This window comes from Pseudomonas koreensis (assembly GCF_024169245.1).
Classification (GTDB): domain Bacteria; phylum Pseudomonadota; class Gammaproteobacteria; order Pseudomonadales; family Pseudomonadaceae; genus Aquipseudomonas; species Aquipseudomonas koreensis_F.
Genome location: NZ_JALJWP010000001.1, coordinates 3,886,694 through 3,907,826 on the forward strand (window position 1 = coordinate 3,886,694; position 21,133 = coordinate 3,907,826).

Consider the following 21,133-nt stretch of genomic DNA (forward strand, 5'->3'; position numbering starts at 1 on the left):
ACGGCATTCCATCAGGCTCGCCTAATACTGAGCCTGGGGGCAATTCCGCAGGCAATGCGCTAATGTCAGCACACTCCGAGAGGTGGTTAACGTGGCTAAAGATGACAAGAAGAGCAAAGATGAGACTTCGAAAGCCAGTAAAGAATTGAAAGACAAAAAGTCGTCATCAGCGAAGAAATCGGATGCGGCTTCGACCCTATCGAAGTCCTCCGACAAGAAAGAGAAGTCCTCTGACAAGAAAGAAAAGAAAAAAGACGCCAAACCCAAGGATTCCGCCAAGAAAGCTGACAGCAAACCGGAGAAGGCGAAAAAATCAGAGAAGGCCGACAAGCCAGCGAAAAAGAAGAAGTGACATTTGCCAGGGCTCTACGACCTGCCTTGAGCTTAAGGCAGGGCTACGCTCAGGTTGGTCGCAAGCTCTGACCCTGTGCAAACAGGGGAAGGAAGTAAAACTGATGCTCACCTGCGACCCTGTCGTCTGTGTGTTTGAGTAGCGACCAGCCTGGTCGCTACGATTTTTTATCCAGTCACTTCTCCGTCCAGCTCAATCAATTCACCACCGTCCTTTTCCAATCGCGGCAGAAACGCCTGCGCCTCCAGTAGCTGATACGGAAAATACAGCCCCGGGCTCACAGGCGGCTGGCCGTCCAGCCCGATCAGTCGCTCCAGCAGCATGGCCACACTCAGCCCGGTCAATGCCGCCGCACCTGCGCGGTGAACCACGGCGTGCCGTGTGCGCAACGCAGCTCCCTTGTGATCCGTGCCTTCTATTTCGATCAATATCTCTGTCGACATCGGCAGGCCCTGACGCCGGGTCGAGCTGACGCCGCTGGCGAGGTTGAACTCGACGTTCGGGGCGTCGGTGGCGGCGGCCAGGCCTGTGACGTCGATGGAGGAGAAACCGGCGCCTTCCAGAACGGTTCCATCCACCGCGCGAAAGCTGACCTTGGCGTCATCGCCTTCGCGCCAGATGAATTCGCCGTCGCGGCGGGTCAGTGCGGCGGGCAGCATTTTGTTCAGGTGTTCGAAATCGACCGCCACGGTCGGGCCGCCGCCATCCTGTTCGTCGACCAGTGCGTGGATGCGGATGTCGTGCACGCGGGCGAACGCCTTGGCGAGGTGCAGCGTCGCGACCGTGGTCGCACCGACCATCCATTCGTAGCCAAGGACAATGGGCGCCGCGTCGGGCGTGTGCATGAAACTGGCGATTTGCGGAGCGATTTCGAAGACGCCGGAAGAAATGCTCAAGTGCGGCACCTTGCGCCTTTGCGCAAACCTCAGTCCGGCGAGGGCGTGGTCCATGTAGAACAGGGCGATGGCGCTGACCGGGCGATCGCCCAGTCCCAGATCGTCTGCGCGAGCGTCGATGACCACACCTTGGGCATTGCCGATTTGCTCGGCGGTTTGCTCAGCCTTGGCGAGGTCGCGTCCGCCAATCAGCAAGGGTACGTCGGGGTGCGCCGCGCGCAAGGCGCGGGCCGTCTGGTGGCCGATGGCGCCGGAACCGCCCATGAACAGAATGGGATGAAGTGGCATGGATCCTCCTCATTTTTTCCTGGATTGAAACGTGCTTTGGCTAGACACCCTAGCACGCACTTTCCGGATTGCCCGTGCGGTCGTCCGGCGTACCGACGAACGTTCATTTGAGCAAATGCGCAGCGTGCGCCTGATCACAGCGCCACACTGGCTCCGACAGATGCTCGGCAAAGAAGTCGGACAGCGCGCGGATCTTCGCTGGACGACTGCGTGCAGACGGCGTCACGAAATACAGCCCGCCGCGAGTCATGTGCCACTCCGGCAGCAACACTTCCAGCCGCCCATCGGCCAGGTATTCGCTGGCGATGAATTCCGGCAATTCGGCAATCGCCAATCCCTCGAGCAACACCGGCAGCAGCGCATCGGAATTGGTCACGCGCAACGGGCCTTTCGGCACGACATCTTCCTCGACGCCGCTGTGATGGGTGAAGCGCCAGACTTGCGTGCGCGCGCGGTATGCGTAACTCAGGCACGAACGCGTCGCCAGATCACGCGGGTGCATGGGGCGTCCGTGAGCTTCCAGGTAGCCGGGAGACGCCACCAGCAACTGACTCACGGCGCATAGCCGACGCGCGACCAGCGATGAGTCGGGCAGGGCGGCGATGCGCAGCGCGGCGTCGAAACCCTCGGCGATCAGGTCGACCGAGGCGTCATGCAAATGCAGGTCGACGAACAGCTCCGGATAGCGGCGCAGCAGCTCAGGCAACAACGGCGCGACCCAGCGCAAACCGAATGACATGGGCACGGCGAGGCGGACTTGTCCACGCGGCTGCACCGAAAGGTCTTGGGCTTCACTCTCGACTTCCTCGGCCTGCCGGTAAATGTCCCCGGCTTTGGCTGCCATGCTCGAACCGAATTCAGTCAGCGCCAATTGCCGCGAGGTGCGGTTGAACAGGCGACCGCCCAAGCGTTCTTCGAGCCGCGCCACCGCACGCGACACCGTGGGTACCGAGACGCCCATGACCCGCGCGGCGGAGGCGAACGAACCTTCCTCCGCAACTTTGGCGAACATCGCCAGACCTTCAAAATCAGGCAGTTTGCTCATTTCAATTCTGCAACGATGAGTTTCAGACAATTCTATTTTGAAAGGTCGGTAGCGTCGATAAGCTTTTCCCAGCTCGAAACCAAACCCCGATTGGCTGTACTCACGTTCTGGAGAAGACTCATGGCTGGCAAACTTCAAGGCAAAATCGCTCTCGTTACCGGCGGCACCTCCGGCATTGGCCTGGCCACGGCCAAGCGCTTCGCTGAGGAAGGCGCTTACGTTTACATCACTGGCCGTCGCCAGGCCGAACTCGACGCCGCCGTCGCAATGGTCGGCAACGCCAAAGGCGTCCAGGTTGACTCGACGAACCTCGAACAGCTCGATGCGCTGTATCAGCAAATTGCTGCCGAGAAGGGCCATCTCGACGTGCTTTTCGCCAACGCCGGCGGCGGCTCGATGCTGCCGCTGGGCGAGATCACTGAGGCGCACTACGACGACACCTTCGATCGCAACGTCAAGGGCGTGCTGTTTACCGTGCAGAAAGCCTTGCCGCTGTTGGCCAAAGGTGCTTCGGTGATTCTCACAGGTTCCACGGCGGGTAGTTCCGGCACGGCGGCGTTCAGCGTGTATTCCGCGTCTAAGGCTGCGGTGAGGGCGTTCGTGCGCAGCTGGATTCTGGATCTGAAAGACCGCAACGTGCGCATCAACACGCTCAGCCCGGGCGCTACCAAGACTCCGGGTCTGGTGGAGCTGGCCGGTCCGGACGCCGAACAACAGCAAGGTCTGCTCGATTACATGGCGTCGCAAATACCGATGGGGCGTGTCGGCGAGCCGGCAGAAATCGCCGCTGCCGCGGTGTTCCTCGCCTCGGACGACGCTAGCTTCGTCAACGGTATCGAGCTGTTTGTCGACGGTGGTCAGGCACAAATCTGACGCGCAAGGGGACGATGGCAATCATCGTCCCAGCCTCGCTACTTGGATCCAATCATTGACTGACTATATCGCTCGCCGACAAGCGGTAGGCTCAGACTATTGCTGAAGTGATGGCGCAATGACATATTGCAGCACCTTCCCTCACTTCAAGATGTACCGAAAATGCGCCCCCTCAAGTCACTTGTTGCAGCGTCGATGCTGCTCAGCGGGTGCAATGGAATGCCAGTCGCTTTTGTTCAGGATCCTGTTTTAGACCAAGCCTTTGTCGTCCACTCCGGCGCGCCTTTGCCTTATCTGCTGATGGGTTCGGCTGTGCAATGGAATGAAGATTACGCCGTGACGGTGAAGCACATTCCTTACTTGTCGGGCACGGTTTTCCAGGGGCAGGCCGACGTCCAGTTCTTCCGCCACAAGGCCAATAGCGTGCCGGGATGGCGCGGCTACAAGCCGGGCGAAGAGCTGACCTCGGTGGGATTCAATTCGCTGTACATGTCGGTCAAGGGCACCGGTCAGGCTTTGCCGGCGATGGTTCGCCTCGACGTCAAAGAGGGCAACGTGCTTTACGGCACCCACAACGGCGCACTGGCCAAGGGCATGTCCGGCGGGCCGGTGTTTTCTGCCGATGGCAAGGTGGTCGGCATCAACGTGGCGTTTTTGACCCGCGATGACGTCAGCCGCCTCAAGCGCCCGGACCTGCTTGATCAACCGCGCGTAAGCATTTTCCTGCCGTACGCGGAGATCAATCGCGAGTGGGCGCGCTATCAGGCGAGTATTACCCCGACCGCGCCGCCGGCGACCAAACTGGCCAGCCGCTGATCAACGTTCGCGCAACGCTTCGCGGGCGCGGTTGAGCGGTTTGATCAGGTAGTCCAGCACGGTTTTTTCGCCGGTACGAATGTCCACCGTGGCGATCATTCCGGGCACGATGGCGAAGCGTTTGCCGGCCTTGTTGCGCAGTTCATCCGAGGAGGTGCGGATGAACACGCGGTAGTAAAAAATCTCCGGCTTGGCTTCGTCCTGAATCGTGTCCGGCGAGATCGTCACCACTTCGCCGTCGAGGCTGCCGTAGATTGAATAGTCGTAGGCGGTGATTTTGACTTTCGCCGCCTGGCCCGGATGAATGAAGGCGATATCGCGCGGCGAGATGCGCGTCTCGATCAGCAGTTGCTCATCCAGCGGCACGATCTGCATGACCTGGCCGTTGGGCGCGATCACCCCGCCAATCGTGCTGACTTCGATGTCCTTGACGATACCGCGCACGGGCGAGCGCAGGGTCAGACGCGAGAGTGAATCGGTGCGGCCGCGAATCACCGCTTCGAGCATCTGCGCTTCGGCGTTGGCTTTGGCCAGGTCTTCGCGGGCGCGAACCATGTAATCGGAGCGGGCTTCGGTGGCCTTCAATTCCAGCTCCGAGCGCTGACGGGTCAGGCGCAGCACTTCGACCCGACTCGAGGCGCCGATCTTCGCCAGGTTTTCGGTGATCGCCAGTTCGCTACGCACCAGTTTCAGCGAGCTCTGGATACCGTCGAGGGTTTCCGCCAGACCTTTGCGACGGGTCTGGTAGAGCTCGGTTTCGGCGCGGATCAGATCGGGAAACTCCTGCAGCGAGGCGTCAAAGGCCAGCGGTTTTTCGCTGACCTCGGCCTGCAAGCGGTTGACGCTCGCCAGCGCCGCGCGGTACTTGGCCGCGCTTTCGCCGACATTGGACTGGTTCTTCACCGGGTCCAGTTGGGCGAGAATCTGGCCGCGCTCGACCAAAGCGCCTTCAGTAACGTTGAGCTGCTCGAGGATGCCGCCCTCCATCGACTGAATTACTTGCTCGCGCGAGCTCGGCACCACTTTGCCGGTGCCGGTCGACACCTCGACTATCTCAAACCACGCCGCCCACGCGACGAAGCAGGCGAGCATCAGCGCGCAGCCCCAGATCACCTTTGCGCCACCGGCAAGGGCACGCTCATCGCGGCCGTCGAGATAGGACATCGGGTCGGGTACGTCAGTCATCATTGCTTTCATACTGCGACTCCTTTGCCCGGCGTGCGCAACCGCGCGAGCGCCGCGTCGCGATGGTCGTCGATGACGATGCGGCCGTTGTCGAGGACGATGATCCGCTCGACCAGTTGCAACACACTGACCCGGTGCGTGGCAACCACCAGCGTTCGGCCTTGAGTCCAGGTCGCGAGTTTTTCCAGCAGCAGGCGCTCGGTGACGTCATCCAGCGCCGCCGTCGGTTCGTCGAGCAACAGCACTTGTGGCTGACGGATCAACAAGCGCGACAGCAGCAAGCTCTGACGCTGGCCGCCAGACAAACCCAGCCCGCCTTCAAGTACCAGGTGATCCATGCCTTTGGGCAACTGCCGGACGAAATCCAGCGCACCCGTGACGGTCAGCGCGGCGATGATTTCCTGATCGCTGGCCTGACCGGCACCAAGGGTGATGTTGTCGCGCAGGGTGCCGTGAAACAGCCGCGCCTGTTGCGACAACAAGCCCACGTCGCGGCGCAGGTCAGCCGGGTCGAGATGCGCCAGGGCGATGCCGTCCAGGGTGGTTTCGCCGCTGCTCAGATCCATTGCGCCGCCCAGTGCCTGCAGCAACGTCGACTTGCCGGCGCCGTTGCGGCCGAGCAGGGCGATGCGCTCGCCGGGGCGAATGCTCAGGTCGATGCTGTTGAGCGCCGGGGACGATTCTTCGCTGTAGCGAAAACTGGCCTGACGCAGGCGGTAGTCGCCGCGAATCGCCGGCAAGTGCACGCGCTGGCTGCCTTCGGGATGATCCACCGGCATTTGCATGATCCGGTTCAGGCCTTCGAGCGCGACCTTGGCCTGCTGCCATCGCGTGAGTACGTGAGTCAGCTGCGCCATCGGCCCCATCATCCGCGACGACAGGATCGACGCCGCGACCAGACTGCCGGTGGTCAGGTCGCCGGCAATCACCATCGGTGCGCCGAACACGATGACCACCGCAAACACGCCGCCCTGCACATTCTGCGTCCAGGCCACCAGGCTGTTGGTCAGGGTGCGCAAACGCAGGCTGCTGTCCGCCGAGGCCGCGTTGTATTGGTTCCACTGTTGCTGGAAACGTTGCTCGGCCTGTAGTGCCTTGATGTCGTCGAGGCCTTGAATGCTTTCCACCAGCATGGCGTTGCGCAGCGCGGCTTCGCGCATCGACGCATTGGCGAGGCGGGCCAGACGTGGTTGCGCGATGATTCCGGGCAGCAACATGAACACCAGCGCCACCAGTGGAATCAACACCAGCGGCCCGCCGATCAAATAAAACACCAGCAGGAACAGCAGGAAAAACGGCATGTCCGCCAGCGCCGTGGCGGTGCTGGAGGTGATCAGATCGCGAATCTGTTCCAGCTCGCGCAGTTGCGAGATGAACGAGCCTGTGGATTTCGGCCGCGCGGAATTGCGCAGGCGCAAGGCATGGCCAAAGACCAGATCGGAGACGCGCAGATCGGCGCGCTTGCCCAGCACATCGGTGATGCGCAGACGCAGAATGCGCATGACGAAATCGAACAGCAGCGCCAGCATCACCCCACCGAACAGCACGTACAGGGTCGGCAGCGATTCGGCCGGAATCACCCGGTCGTACACCTGCATGGAAAACAGCACCCCGGCCATCCCCAGCAGATTCGCGACCAGCGAGGCGATCATCACTTGGCTGTAGGGGCGCAGGTCGGTGAGAACGATGCGGCGGAACCAGTGTTCGTCGTACGGCTTGATGTAGTCGTTGGTGCGCACGTCCGCCACCGGTTGCGTCGGGCGCAAAATCACCGTGCGCAGGGCCTGCTCGGCGAGAGCGGCGGCGTCCATGCGGCTCTGCAAACCCTGGTCGCCGCTGAAGCAGATGCCCAGCTCGCCGGTCTCGCCAATGCTTTCAAGCACGCCGACCTGACCATCGCGCAGTTGCACCACCAGCGGCGTGCGCCAGCGGCTCAGGCTCTTGTTATCGAACACCGCGAACTTCACGCTCAAACCGGCCTGACGCGCCATGTGCCGAACCACTTCTTCGACGCGGCCTTCGCTGTGCACCGAAGCCAGGCGCACGCTTTCCGGCGAGACGTCGAGGCGATAGTGGCGGGCGACCTTGAGCACCGCTTCCAGCCACGGCGAGTAATCTTCGCGAACCTCGGCAGCGGCGGGTTCAGCAAGGGTGATGCTGGCATCGGTCATGGCAGGATCTCGACATTCTGGATGGCGCTGTGGTCGATGCCGAAGACCCGGCGAATCGCACCGCTGTTGTAGAAGCAGTCGATCTGCAGACGTTGCAGATCAGCCTGGGTGTTGACCAGATCAAAGCGCGACTGATGGATTTCCTGCTCGGCGTTGAGCAAGTCCAGCAGCGGCCGGGTGCCCAGTTCCAGGTATTGGCGGCCATACAACATGCGCGCTTCGGTGATGCTGGTCTGGCGAGATTCCAGCGAGCGCAGCCGCCGGTTCAGGCCAGAGGTCTGCGCCTGGGCCTCAGCCAGACCCTGACGCGCTTGCAGGCGGGCGAAGTCTTCGGCCGAATCCGCTGCGGTCAGCGCATGGCCGGCGGCGCGACTGCGGGCGCTAATGGCGCCGCCCTGGTAGATCGGCACTTCGAGGTTGAGAAAAATCCCGACCTGAGTGCGATCGGCCCGCGAGTTCTGATCGTCGTAGTGGTCGTCCAGGTATTGGTTTACCGACGGTTGCAGCGACAGGGTCGGGTAGGCTTCGGCTTTGGCTTGCGCCAGTTCGGCCTGGGCCTGCGTGCGTTGCGCAGCGGCCTGGAGGACGGCGGGCAGGGTGTCGGAGATTTGCGAGGCGTCACAGGCCTGACTCAGCGTCGGCGCAGCAGCGTCGCTAACCGCTGGCGGCGTGCGCCGTCCGAGCAGGCTGGTCAGGGTCGCTTGCCAGCGTGCGTATTGCGCCTTGAATTCCTGCAAAGTAGCCGTCGCGCCTTCGGCCCGGGACTGCGCCTGGACCATGTCGGAGCGGGTGCTGGCGCCCATGTCGCTGCGTTGCTTGGCCAGGTCAACGATGCCGCCGATGCCCTGAATCTGCTCGCGCGCAACTTCGAGCAGACGCTGATAGCGCTGCACTTCGATGTAGGCCTTGGCGGTGTCGCGGGCAATGTCGTCGATCGCCAGCAGAATCCCGGCCTGACTGCGCGCCACCCGAGCGCGGGCGGCGTCGACCGAACTGGAAACCTTGCCGAAGTCATACAGCATCTGCTTGAGGGAAATGTTCACCGACTGGCTGCCGGCATCGCTGCCGTAACCGCTGGTATAGCCACCCTTGATGCCGCCGGTGACCTGCGGGTAATAGCCGGATTCGGCGACGTTGACCCCTTCGCCTTGCTGGAACAGGGTGCCGATGGCCTCACCGATCCGTGGGTGCCAGTCCACGGCCAGCCTGACCGCTTGTTCCAGCCCCAACGCGTCGGCATCGGCGGAGGCTTTGGAAGCAGGGGCAGGGCGCTGACGACTGTCATTGCCTGCCGGTTGTTGCAGTTGCGACGGGCTGATGCTGCGCAAGCCGCTGTCGAAATTGTCGTTGGCGCGAACGCCGACGGTGAGAGCGGGGTAGAGGCCGATGGTCAACAGGACCACCGGCCATTTCTGGCGAAAAACTGACTCCACAGACTTCCCTTACTGTTGAGAGACGGACGTTGCTGATGCGTTGTTTCAAACCACTTGAATGCCGTTCTGCACCCACAAGTGGTGGCTCGGATCCTCCTGCGCCGTGTATTGAACATAGTCGATGCCGTCGGCCTGCTGCGTGCCATCCGCGACCCAGCCATCAGTCATGTGCACGCTGTCCTTGTCGTCACCCTTGATCAGCAGGGTGTTGTTGTCCGAGGACGTGATCGCCACCAGGTCGCTGAGATTCAGCGTCAGCGCCACCGCACTGGAATGGTTGAGGTCGAGGATTTCCACGTTGTGGATCTTGCTCTGCAGATCGCCGAGGTTGATCGACACGTCGCCACCGGCCCAGAGGAGGGTGTCGGTGCCGCTGCCGCCATCGACTGAAGCGAACTGCTGGTCGGCGATGATCAGCGTGTCGTCGCCACCTCCACCTCGCAGGGTGACAGCGCCACCGTGCGAGCCGTCGAGGGTGTCGTTGCCCTCGGTGCCCTGGATCAGCTCACTGCCTGTGGCGTGGGCGAGACCGAGGTCATCGCTGGCCAGCGCCGAGAACGCGGTGCTGGCGAAAGCGCCGGCCTTGTTCAGGTCGATGGTCAGCGTCGCGGTGTCGACCGTGCCGTTGGGGTGGGTGAGTTGATAGGTGAAGGTGTCTTCCTGGCCGATCACCGCATCGGTCAGCCCGGCCTTGAGCGTGTAGGTGTAGTTGCCGTTGGCCTGCACCAGCAGGGTGCCGTAGTTGCCGACCAGCGAGACGCCGTTGTAACCCGGCGCCACGTAGCTGCCAGCGACCAGCACGCTGAGCAAGGTGTACACCGAGCCCAACACATCGGCGCCGCCGCCTGCAGTGTCGGTGAGCAGATTGCCTGACACCGGCGTGTAGCTGCCGACCACGAACTGGTTGTTGTAGGTCGCCACGTTGATCAGGCTGGTGTTGACGCTGGTCAGCAGGCCAAGGCCGCCCACCGCTACCCGTACCTGATAGCTGCCGGCGGTCTGGTCGTCGAACTTGATCCCGTAGTTGCCACCGCCGAGGTTGAGCAGGGCGTTGCCGCCGTAGCTTTTCACCAGCACATACTGGTTGGTCGCCGTGTTGAGTTTGTACAGGCCCACAGTCATCGAACCGAGCAGCGCCAACAGGTTGCTCGAGTTGACCACCACGGTCAGGTCACTGACGGTATCGGCCGCGACCACGGTGTTGTAGTTACCGCTGCCGCCGCCCAGCAGCACATTGAACGTGCCGAGCGCGGAGTTGGTGGTGACTTCGCGGTTGACCAGAGTAACGTCGGTCGAGGCGAGGTCCGGCGTTGCATCCACCACCAGTGCCGGGCTGCCGAGGCTGGCGTCATTCCACACTTCGGTGGCTTGCGGGCTGTCGATGCGCACGTACAGATTGGCGGTGTCGCTCAAGCCGTTCGGGTGCACCAGTTGATAGTTGAACACGTCGACTTTGCCGACGCTGCCAACACTGCCGTTCGGTTTGTAGCTGTAGTTGCCGTTGGCGTCGATGGTCAGGGTTCCGTACAGCCCTTGCACGGTGGTGCCGGCACCGGCGCTGACCCAGGCGCCGTTCTTGAAGATCTGCAATTGCGCGCCGTTGTCCGGACCGGTCTGATCGACCGTGCCATCGACGCCGACGTTGGTGATGACGTTGCCGGTCACCGCCGGGCCGGCGATACCGTTGAACTGGGTCAGGCTGCTGACGTCCAGTTGCAGCTGCGTATTGACCGTGGTCAGCACGCCGATGCCGGTGCTCGACACCGTCAGTCGATAATCGCCTGACAGCAGGTTACCGATGTCGACCCGTACACCCTGGCCGGCCAGGGCAATCAGGTCGAGCAAGCCACTGCTGCCGTTGACATCCAGGGTGACCCAGTTGCCGCTGGCATCCTTCACTTGCAGTGTGTAGACCACGCCATCGATCAGCGAAATCAGACTGCTGGTGGTCAGCGTCAGGGTTGGATCAAGACGCGTCCCGCCAGCAACGGTGAAGGTAAAGGTTTTCGAGAACCCGGCCAGCAGCGTGGTGAACGAGTCATTGAACGTCTGCGTCGCAGTGGCCGGGGCCAGGGTGACGGTGCCGACGGCGAGATTGTCGCTGGCGACCACTGGTGCATTGACGTCGACATCCGGCGCGGTGACGTTGGCGGCCACCGAGACGTTGCCACGTGCGTCGCTGAGGGTGATGGTGAGTTTTTCACCGTTGATCTGTGCATTGTTCAGGGCAACGGTGAACACACCGAGGTTGTTGACCGTGCCGGTACCCAGAACGGTGCCGGTGGCCGACTTGATGGTCACCGTTGCGCCGGCTTCACCAGTACCCGTAACGGTCAGACCATCAGCGCCGACCAGCAGCGCCCCGGCCGCAGCGGGCGGCGTCAGGTCTGGCGCCGTAGCGGTCGCTGCGACCGATACGTTGCCACTCGGATCGGCCTGGGTGACGCTGAGCACCTGGCTGTTGATCTGCGCCGAGGCCAGCACCACGGAGAAGCTGCCATTGGCGGCGACGGTCGCGGTGCCGAGTACCACACCGCCGACGCCACGCACGCTGATGGTCGAACCGGGCACTCCAACGCCGGTAAGCAAGGTGCCGCTGCCGTTGACGCTGACGCCGGTTGGCGCGCCGGGGGCGGTGACGTCCGGTGCTGTCACGCTGGCGTTGGGGGAGAGATTGCCAGCCGGGTCGACCAGACGCACGGTCAACAACTGCCCGTCCAGTTGCGCGGTGTTCAGGTTGAAGCTGAACGTGCCGCCGCTGCCCACGGTGGTGGTACCGAGCAGCGCGCCACCCGGGCCATACACGTTGACCGTTGCACCGGCCTCACCCGTACCGCTCAAGGTCAGGCCATTCGCAGCGAGCGTCAGACCGCTGGCCGCGACCGGGGCCTGCACATCCGCTGCCGTGAGGTTGAACACCGGCGACAGGTTGCCCGCCGGGTCTGCCTGTTGGACGTTGAGCTGTTGGCCGTTCAGTTGCGCGCTGGACAATTGCACGGTGAAGGTGCCGCCAGCATTGACCACAGCCGTGCCGAGCACGGTGCCGGCCGCGTTGGTCACGCTGACCGTGGCGCCGGCTTCACCGGTGCCGCTGACGGCCAGGCCGGTACCGTTCAGGGTGACATTGCTCAGCGGTGCCGGCGCGGTGGTATCGGCGACGCTGAGATTGGTAATCGGCGAAATGTTGCCCGCCGCATCGCTCTGCGTGACGCTCAGTTGTTGGCCATTGAGTTGTGCAGAGGACAAGGTCACCGAGAACGAGCCATTGCCCGCTACCGTCGCGGTCCCCAACACCGCGCCGCCAGCACCGCGCACGGTGACGGTGGCGCCGGCTTCACCGAGTCCGCCGAGCACCAGACCGGCGCCGCTGAGCACCAGCGCTGTCGGAGCCGCCGGAGGCGTGATGTCTGGCGCAGTTACGTTAAGGCCGGGCGAAGTGTTGCTGGACGCATCGGTCTGAGTCGCATTGAGCACCTGACCGTTGACCTGCGGCGCATTGAGCTGTGCGCTGAAGGTGCCGTTGGCGCCCACCGTCGCATTGCCCAGCACCACGCCGCCAGCGCCGGTGATGGTCACAGTTGCGCCGACTTCGCCGCGACCGGTGACCAGTGTGCCGCTGGCGTTGACCGCCAGATCGCTGAGTGGCGCTGGCGCTGAGGTGTCGCCTGCGGTGATTTCAGTCGGCAGCGACGCGCCGCCCAATGCGGTGTTGGCGGTGACTTCCAGGCTCTGGCCGTTGGTTTGTGCAGGCGTCAGCACTACGCTGAACGTGCCATCCGCGCCGGTGACGCCAGTGCCGATCAGGCTGTTGTCAGACCCATAAACATTGATGGTGGTGCCGATCGCCGCCGTACCGGTCAGCGTCACGCCGTCGGCAGTCAGCACAAGATTGTCCGGCGCATCCGGTGCCGGAACTGCCGGAACAGTCAGGCTGGCGTCTGCGGATACGTTGGTGGCGACGTCGGTCTGATTCACCGTCAGCACCTGGCCGGCGGTGATGCCCGGGGCCAGATCGATCAGGAAGGTACCGTTGGCCGCCACTGTGCCAGTGCCGACCACATTACCGAGCGCGTCGGTCACTTCGACGCTCGCGCCGGCTTCGCCACGACCGGCGAGCTGGCTCAGATCGCCGCTGATGATCAGACCGGTGACGGCATCCGGAGGGGTGGTATCAGCCGCCGGGTAGAGCAGAACCGGCGATGCGTTTTGCGCCTCATCCGTTGCGATCACAGACAGCAGCTGACCGTTGGCCTGGGCCGGATTCAGGGTAATTGTGTAGGTGCCGTTGGCCAGCGCCACTGCTGTGCCGAGCACGGTGCCGCTGGCAGACAACACCGTCACGGTGCTGCCGGCTTCGGCGGTCCCGGCGAGCAAGGTGCCGGCGCCGGTCAGCGAGGTGACCGTCGGCGCAATCGGTGCGGTGCTGTCCGGCGAGTCGACCAATACCGGCTCGGACAGGTTGTTTTGCGCGTCGGCCTGCACCACGGAAAGTGTGCGGCCGTCGATCTGCGCGGCGGACAGGGTGACACTGAAACTGCCGTCTGCGGCCACCGTCGCGGTGCCGAGCACCACGGCGCCGTCGCGCACGGTGACGGTTGCCCCAGGCTCGCCGGTACCGGTTACGGTCAAGCCGTCCGGACTGACGTTGAGGTCGGCGACTTCCAGGGGATCGGTGGTGTCGCCTGCCTGTACAGGCGCTGATGGCGAAGTGTTCGACGCCAGATCGGTCTGATTGACGCTCAGCAGTTCACCGTTCACCTGCGGCGGGTTGAGGGTCACACTGAACGAGCCATTGGCGGCCACGGTTGCCGAGCCCAGCACGGTGCCAGTCGCGCTTAGCACGCGCACGGTAGCGCCGGCCTCACCAGTGCCGGTCAGCGTCACGCCGTCGGTAGTGAGCACCAGGCCGGTGGGCGCGGCCGGCACGGTGACGTCCGGTGCAGTGACGGGGACGATCGGCGAGGGATTGCCCGCCGCATCGCGCTGGATCACCGACAAGGCTTCGCCATTGAGCAGCGGTTGGTCCAGGGTCACGCTGAAGCTGCCATCGACGGCGACCGTGCCGGTGCCAACGATGGTACCAACGGCATTGGTGACGATCACCTGCGAACCGGCTACACCGGAGCCGGTGATCAGGCTGCCGCTGGCGTCGATTTCGACATCGGTCAACGCCGCGGGAGGGGTGCTGTCAGGTGCGGTCAGCGTGCCGGCGGGCGAGGCATTGCCGACTGCGTCCGCCAACACCACGAATAGCGCCTGGCCATTGGTTTGCGCCGGGGTCACGCTGATCTGGAAGCGTCCATCGCTGCCCACGGTGCCGGTGCCCAGTTCGGTGCCGTCTGCCGACGTCACCCGCACAGTGGCGCCGACTTCGCCGGTACCGGTGAGCGAGTCGCCACCGGCATTCAGTTGCAGATCGGCCGGCGTCGCTGGCGGGGTCAGATCCGGTGCGGTTACCGACACCGGAGCGCTGACGTTGCCGGGTGGATCGGCCTGCTGCACGCTGAGAATCTGTTGGTTGATCTGTGGCGGATTGAGGGTGACGCTGAACGTGCCGTCGCCGAGCACGACGCTGGTGCCGAGCAAGGTGCCGTTGGCATCGCGCACGGTCACAGTCGCGCCTGGTTCGCCAGTGCCGATGACCAGCGCGCCCGAGGCGTTGATGTCGACGTTGGCCAGCGGATCGGGTGGAGTGAAGTCCGGTGTGGTCAGGTTCACTGCAGGCGAGTCGTTGCCGGCCGCGTCGGCCTGGACCACGGTGATCACTTCGGCGTTGGTCAGTGCCGGGGTCAAGGTCAGCGTGAACGTACCGGTCGGGCTGACGACGGCGGTGCCGAGCACATTGCCGTCACTGTCGATGACCCGGACCTGCGCGCCGGGTTCGCCGCGCCCGGTCAGGCTTGCGCCGTCGCCACCAATGCTCAGCTGCGAAACGGCCGCTGGCGGTGTGCTGTCGACCGAGGTGAACGGCGTGGCGGCCGAGGTGTTGCCTGCCGCATCTGTCAGCGACACGGTCAGCGCCTGGCCGTTGGCTTGTGGCGCGGTCAGGGTGATGGCAAAGGTGCCATCGATGCTCACGGTGCCGGTGCCGATCAGCGTACCGGCGGCGTTGTACACGTTGACGGTGGTGCCGGCTTCACCGGTCCCGGACAGCACGGTGCCGTCGTTGCTGACCGCCAGCGCCGCCGGCGCATTGGGGGCAATCAGATCCGGAGCGATCAGGTTGACGCTGTTGGATTCGTTGCCGGCGGCGTCGGCCTGATTCAGGCTCAGGGTCTGGCCCGAGGTCTGTGCCGGACTGAGGGTGACGCTGAAAGTGCCGTTGGCCGCCACTACCGCGCTACCGAGAACAACCCCGCCGGTGCCGAGCACGGTCACCGTGGCGCCGGCTTCACCGCGACCGGTCAACGTAGTGCCATTGGGTGTCAGGCTCAGTTCGCTGAGTGGCGTTGGCGCCGCGATGTCAGCGGCGGTGTAATCAGTAGGGGAGGAGTTGATACCGGTACTCGATGTCGCCACGGCAGACAGTTGCTCGCCGTTGAGTTGCGCAGCATTGAGGGTGACGCTGAAGGTGCCATTGGCCGCCACCAGCGCGCTGCCGAGCAACACGCCCGACGCATTGCGAACACTCACGGTGCTGCCAGCGGTAGCCGACCCAGTCAGGGTCAAACCGTCGGCGCTGAGGGCCAGATTGGTCGGTGCGCTCTCCGCCAGATTGCCCGGCGCGGTCACTGGTGCCGCCGGCCCGGTATTGCCGGCCGCATCGATCTGCACAACGGAAAGGCTTGATCCGGCCACCGCTGCCGGCGACAAGGTGACGCTGAAGTTGCCGTTGCTGCCAACGGTGGCGGTACCCAACAAAGTGCCACCGGCGCTACGAACTTCCACACTGGCACCGACTTCACCGGTACCGGTCAGGGTCGCACCGTTGGCGCTGACCGCCAGACTGGCGGCCGCTGACGGGGCGGTGGTATCGGCGGCATTGACGGCTGCCGGGGCCGACGGATTGCCTGCCGCGTCGGTCGCCGTCACGTTCAATGCCTGGCCGTTGACCTGCGGACTGTTGAGGGTGATCTGGAAGGTGCCATTCGCGGCCGCCGTGGCGGTGCCGAGGATATTGCCCTGGCTGTCGCGCACGGTCACGGTGCTGCCGGCTTCGGCATTGCCGGCCAGTTGCACGCCTGCCGCGTTCAGGATCAAAGCGCTTGGAGTGGCCGGTGCCGTCAAATCGACCGAGATGACTTCGACCGCCGTCGAGACGTTGCCCGGCGGATCTTCCTGAGTGACGGTCAGCACCTGGGCATTGAGCTGTGGCGCGTTGAGCGTGACGGTGAAGGCGCCGCTGCTGCCGACCTGCGCGGTGCCGAGCAAGGTACCGTCAGCGCTGCGTACAGACACGGTGGCGCCGGGTTCGCCATGGCCGGTGACGGTGACGCCATCGGCATTCACTGCGACCTGGGTGAGCGCCGCCGGTGGGCTGATGTCCGGCGCATTGACGCTGATCGACGGCGAAACGTTGCCGGCAGTGTCGGTCTGGCTGATCGCCAGCGCCTCGCCATTGGTCGGCGCTGGCGCCAGGGTCACGCTGAACGAGCCATCCGCGCCAACCACAGCGCTGCCCAGCACGGTGCCGCTGGCGTTAGTGACATTCACCGTTGCGCCAGGCTCACCCGTGCCGCTGAGGGTGCTGCCATCGGCGCTGATCAGTGGGTTCTGCACGGCAGCCGGCGGTGTGGCGTCAACGGTGATCACGCCGGTCGAAGTCGAGCTATTGCCGTTCGCGTCGGTGAGCGTGACCTGCAACGTTTGCCCAGTGTTCTGCGCATTGGGCAAGGTGACCTGGAAGTTGCCGCTCTGATCGACCACACCGGTGGCCAATACATTGCCGGCGGCATCGCGTACGGTCACGGTGCTGCCGGCTTCGCCCTGGCCTTTGATCACGGTGCCGACGTCATTGATGCTGACACCGGTCGCGGCGGCGGGCGGTTGCAGATCCGTGGCGATGATGCTGGCGGGCTGCGACGGGTTGCCGGCAGCGTCGCTCTGGATCACGGTGAGGGCCTGGCCATTGAGCTGCGCCGGGGTCAGCGTCAGGCTGAAGGTGCCGTTGCTGGCGACCAGTGCAGTACCGAGGACGGTGCCTGCGGGGTCGGTGACGGTGACCGTTGCACCGGCCTCGCCGCGACCGGTCAGCGCCGTGCCGCTGGCATTCAGCACCAGATTGGTCACCGCGTCCGGCGGTGTGCCATCGGCAGCGGTGACGGTGCCAGGCACCGACACATCACCGTCGGGACTGGTGGCGGTGACTTGCAGCACTTGTGCGTTGATCTGCTTGGCAGTGAGCAACAGGGTGAAGCGGCCGAAGCTGTTGATCAGCCCGGTGCCCAGGACATCGCCATTGCTGTTGGTCACGGTCACGGTGCTGCCCGGTGTACCCGCACCGGTCAGGGTGAAACCATCGGCGCTCAACGCCAGATCGCTTGGTGTGGCTACTTGAGTACCATCGGGACCTGCCAGCGGCACCGCCGGCGAGTCGTTGCCACCGCCGTCAGTGCTGATCACTTCGAGGTCGCTGCCAGTGCCTGCCGCTGGATTCAGCGTGACGACGAAGCGGCCATCGGCACCTGCCGTCGCGGTGCCCAAAACGCCACCGCCGGCGATGCTCACGGTGACGGTGGTGCCGGGCTCTGCGAGACCGGACACCTGTGTGCCGGCAGGGTTGATCGCCAGATCACTCACTGCCGCTGGCGGCGTGCTGTCCGGTGCGCTGACGCTGCCTGGCAGCGAACTGTTCGTGCCGTCCGACACCACGACCTGCAAGGCTTCGCCATTGGTCTGGGCGGTATCCAGATTGACCGTGAATGCGCCCGTGCCGTCAGCGGTCGCGGTACCGATGACATTGCCGTCGGCATCCAGCACCTGCACGGTGTTATTCGGCTGCGTAGTGCCAGTGACGGTGGTGCCTGCCGGATCGATGATCAAACCGGTTGGCGCTGGCGGCGCGGTGATGTCGGGTGCGGTGACCGGAGTGACCGGCGAGGGCAGGTTGCTTGCATCGGTCTGGGTCACGCTCAGCACCTGGCCGTCGAGCTGAGCCGGGCTGAGGTTGACGGTGAAACTGCCGTCACCGGCAACGACGGCGGTGCCGAGCACCGTGCCGTCCGGGGCGCTGACCGTGACCGTACTGCCGGCTTGGCCGGTACCGGTCAATGTCACGCCGTTGCTGGCGAGCACGAGATTGTCAGGCGCCAGCGGCGCGGTGGTATCCGCCGCCGTCAGCGGCGTGTTGGGGGAGACGTTCACGCCATCCGATTGGCTTACCTGCAGTTGTTGGCCTTCGATCTGCGGGCTGTTCAGCGTCACCGTAAATACACCGGTGCCGTCGACGACCGCCGTGCCCAGGATATTGCCGGCCGAATCCTTGACCGACACTGTGGCACCGGGCTCGCCTGTGCCGCTCAGTTCAGTGCCGCCGGCATTCAGCGCCAGATTGGAAGGGGCAGCGGGCGCCTGGATATCCGGCGCTTCAACCGGCACCGCCGGGGAGCCCGAGGGCGAGCCATCGCTCTGCACGACGCTGAGGTTCTGGCCATTGGTTTGTGGCGAGGACAGCGTGACTTCGAAGCGACCGTTGCTGCCGACCACCGCCGTTCCCAGTACCACGCCAGCTGCGTCAGTGACGGTAACGGTGGCGCCGGCCTGACCCGCACCGCTGACGACGGCACCGTTGGCCGAGATCGACACATCCGACACCGCGACCGGGACCGTCAAATCGGGTGCGGTGACGTTGACCGGCGCCGAAGGGTTGCCGTCAGCGTCGGTCTGAATCACTTGCAGCTGTTGCGCATCGGTCTGCGCGGTCGAGAGGTTGACGGTGAAATTGCCATCGGCACCGACCGTGCCGGTGCCGATGATATTGCCCGCTGCATCGCGCACGGTGACCGAGGCGCCGACTTCGCCCTTGCCGGTCAGCGTCTGCCCCTGGCCATCGAGTGTCAGGTTGGACACCGCCGCCGGGCCTTGGGTGTCAGGCGTTACATAGGTCAGTGGGGCGGAGGTGTTGCCAGCCGCGTCGCTGGCACTGATCTGCAACGTTTCGCCATTGTTCTGCGGGCTGCTCAGTTGCACAGTGAACGTGCCATCCGCCGCCACCACTGCCGAGCCGAGCAGGTTGCCGTTGGCATCGCGCACCGTGATCGTTGAACCGACCTGGCCGCGTCCTTTCATCTGCCGGCCATCCACGCTCAAAACGATGTCGCTGGGCTGAGTCAGACCGTCCAGATCGACAGCGATGATGGTCACCGCCGGCGAAGGGTTGGCGGCCGCATCGGTGAGCTGCACGCTCAAGGCTTGTCCATCGATTTGCGCGGCGCTGAGTTGCACGGTGAACGTGCCATTGGCCGCGACCAGAGCCGTGCCGAGCACCGTACCTTGAGCATCGGTGACGCGGACGGTGCTGCCGGGCTCGCCCCGACCGGTGACCGAAAGACCATCGCTGCTGATGGCCAGATCCGTCGCAGCGCCGGGGCCGGTGATGTCCGGTGCATTGAAGGTCACGGTCGGCGATTGCGCACCGGCGTTATTGACCGCCACGATACTGATGACTTCACCGTTCAACTGCGCACGGATCAGCGTGAGCAGGAAAGTGCCATCAGCACCCACCGTCGCACGTCCGAGCAATTCGCCGTCAGCCGCGCGCACTTCGATCGTGGTCCCGGCCCGGGCGGTGCCGGTCAGTTGGCTGCCGTCGCTGCTCAGCCCGAGATTGGCTGGCGTCTGCGGTTCGATGATTTCAGGTGCGCTGACCGTTGCGCCGGTGGACGTGTTGCCTGCCGCATCGGTGGCATTCACTGTCAGCGGCTGACCGCCGGTTTGCGCGGGGCTGAGCACGACGCTGAAAGTGCCGTCCGCCGCTACGACGGCGCTGCCGAGCAGGGTGCCGTCGGCGCCGCGTACCTGAATGGTTGCACCCACTTCACCGGTGCCGCCGAGTTGCGTGCCGTCGGCGCTCACGCTGAGGTTGCCCGGGGCCGTCGGCGCGGTGGTATCCGGCGCGGTGACTGTACCGGGTGTGGACACGTTGCCCGTAGGGTCGGTGAGTGTGACATCGAGCGGCTGGCCATTGTTCTGCGGCGTGCCCAGCTCGACCTGGAAGCTGCCGTCAGCGCCTACGGTTGCGGAGCCCAAAAGATTACCGGCCGCGTCGCGCACCTGGACGAGACTGCCAGCTTCGCCAAAACCACTGAGAAACCTGCCGTCGGCCGACAAGGTCAGCCCGGTCGCCGGCGCGGGTGGGGTCGCATCGACGCCGCTCCCGCCACCACCACCTCCGCCCCCGCCGCCGCCCGTAGCGGCCGCCGCGCCCCCCGCGCCCAACAGACCAAGCCCGGCAATCGCCCAGGCGGGGGTCGCACCGTCGACGACACCAACGCCGGCGACCAGCTCATCCAGCGAATTGATTTCCTCAAAGGTAAAGCCATTGAACGGCTCGGCGCTGTAACGGGCCTGCCACAGGGTCGCGTCGTCACCCTGAAACACAATGTCATTAGGCACGCCGTCAGGGCTGGTGACAAAGAAATTGGAGATTTTGATTTGCTCGCCAGACTTCAGATTGACAATCAAATCCTGACCGCTGCGACTGGTCGACGCCAGTTGGTCGGGACGGACCGGCATTTGTACAACTGACGGCTGGTTAAGCTGAACATTGCCCCAGTTCTGGGCAGTGAGCTGAGAATTGGCTTTGTCGGCAATGACGATGTTGTCCATTACTACTCCCTGTAATTGGCTGGGCGGACGTCCACGGTTGGTTTTAAAACCATAGATAGGGAGTTTGAAATGTGGCTGCCTGATTTCCGACGAATGCCCTGATTGACTTTTTTCCAACATGTATGCAACTGAAATACAGAGGTATTTTGCTTGTTACCGTCCGTCGGGACGTTGGATCCAAGCGACATTTGGATGCAACAAAATGTGTCTTTGTAAAATTTGCGGAGCAGGCAGGAGGAATCGCGGGTGACTGATGTGTGACGAGTAATAGCTAATCAATATCGCAGTGCCGAGATTCAGCGATGCAT

9 protein-coding genes are annotated in these 21,133 nt (G+C 63.9%); 3 read left to right on the forward strand and 6 right to left on the reverse strand.

What is annotated here, in order from left to right:
• Positions 1-82: 82 nt before the first annotated feature.
• Entirely contained in the window at positions 83-352 is a 270-nt protein-coding gene (locus tag J2Y90_RS17325) for a hypothetical protein (RefSeq protein ID WP_253501014.1), read from the forward strand.
• A gap of 167 nt (positions 353-519) precedes the next feature.
• On the opposite strand, the gene J2Y90_RS17330 is transcribed toward J2Y90_RS17325, so the two are convergent.
• Both J2Y90_RS17330 and J2Y90_RS17335 read right to left on the reverse strand, forming a co-directional pair.
• A complete protein-coding gene (locus J2Y90_RS17330) occupies positions 520-1,536 on the reverse strand; it encodes an NAD(P)-dependent oxidoreductase (protein WP_253501015.1) in 1,017 nt (338 codons plus the stop codon).
• A gap of 103 nt (positions 1,537-1,639) precedes the next feature.
• Complete coding sequence (locus J2Y90_RS17335; RefSeq protein WP_253501016.1) at positions 1,640-2,581, reverse strand: LysR family transcriptional regulator; 942 nt, start codon at positions 2,579-2,581, stop codon at positions 1,640-1,642.
• A 120-nt stretch (positions 2,582-2,701) separates the two neighbouring features.
• Here J2Y90_RS17335 and J2Y90_RS17340 point away from each other — a divergent pair, with 120 nt between their 5' ends.
• Both J2Y90_RS17340 and J2Y90_RS17345 read left to right on the forward strand, forming a co-directional pair.
• Positions 2,702-3,454: an SDR family NAD(P)-dependent oxidoreductase gene (locus tag J2Y90_RS17340; RefSeq protein ID WP_253501017.1), complete on the forward strand. Its 753-nt coding sequence runs from the start codon at positions 2,702-2,704 to the stop codon at positions 3,452-3,454.
• 219 nt (positions 3,455-3,673) lie between these two features.
• Entirely contained in the window at positions 3,674-4,270 is a 597-nt protein-coding gene (locus tag J2Y90_RS17345) for a serine protease (RefSeq protein WP_253501018.1), read from the forward strand.
• Here J2Y90_RS17345 and J2Y90_RS17350 read toward each other — a convergent pair whose 3' ends face one another.
• The 4 genes from J2Y90_RS17350 to J2Y90_RS17365 are packed head-to-tail and all read right to left on the reverse strand — an operon-like array spanning position 4,271 to position 20,825.
• Complete coding sequence (locus tag J2Y90_RS17350; RefSeq protein ID WP_376779059.1) at positions 4,271-5,458, reverse strand: HlyD family type I secretion periplasmic adaptor subunit; 1,188 nt, start codon at positions 5,456-5,458, stop codon at positions 4,271-4,273. It abuts the gene before it with no gap.
• Positions 5,459-5,463: 5 nt separating this feature from the next.
• Entirely contained in the window at positions 5,464-7,626 is a 2,163-nt protein-coding gene (locus tag J2Y90_RS17355; protein WP_253501019.1) for a type I secretion system permease/ATPase, read from the reverse strand.
• A complete protein-coding gene (locus J2Y90_RS17360) occupies positions 7,623-9,059 on the reverse strand; it encodes a TolC family outer membrane protein (RefSeq protein ID WP_253501020.1) in 1,437 nt (478 codons plus the stop codon). Before J2Y90_RS17360 ends, J2Y90_RS17355 begins: the two co-directional genes overlap by 4 nt.
• 45 nt (positions 9,060-9,104) lie before the next feature.
• Positions 9,105-20,825 carry a BapA/Bap/LapF family large adhesin gene (locus J2Y90_RS17365; RefSeq protein WP_253501021.1) on the reverse strand — a complete coding sequence of 3,907 codons (11,721 nt, stop codon included), beginning with the start codon at positions 20,823-20,825 and terminating at the stop codon, positions 9,105-9,107.
• Positions 20,826-21,133: the final 308 nt, after the last annotated feature.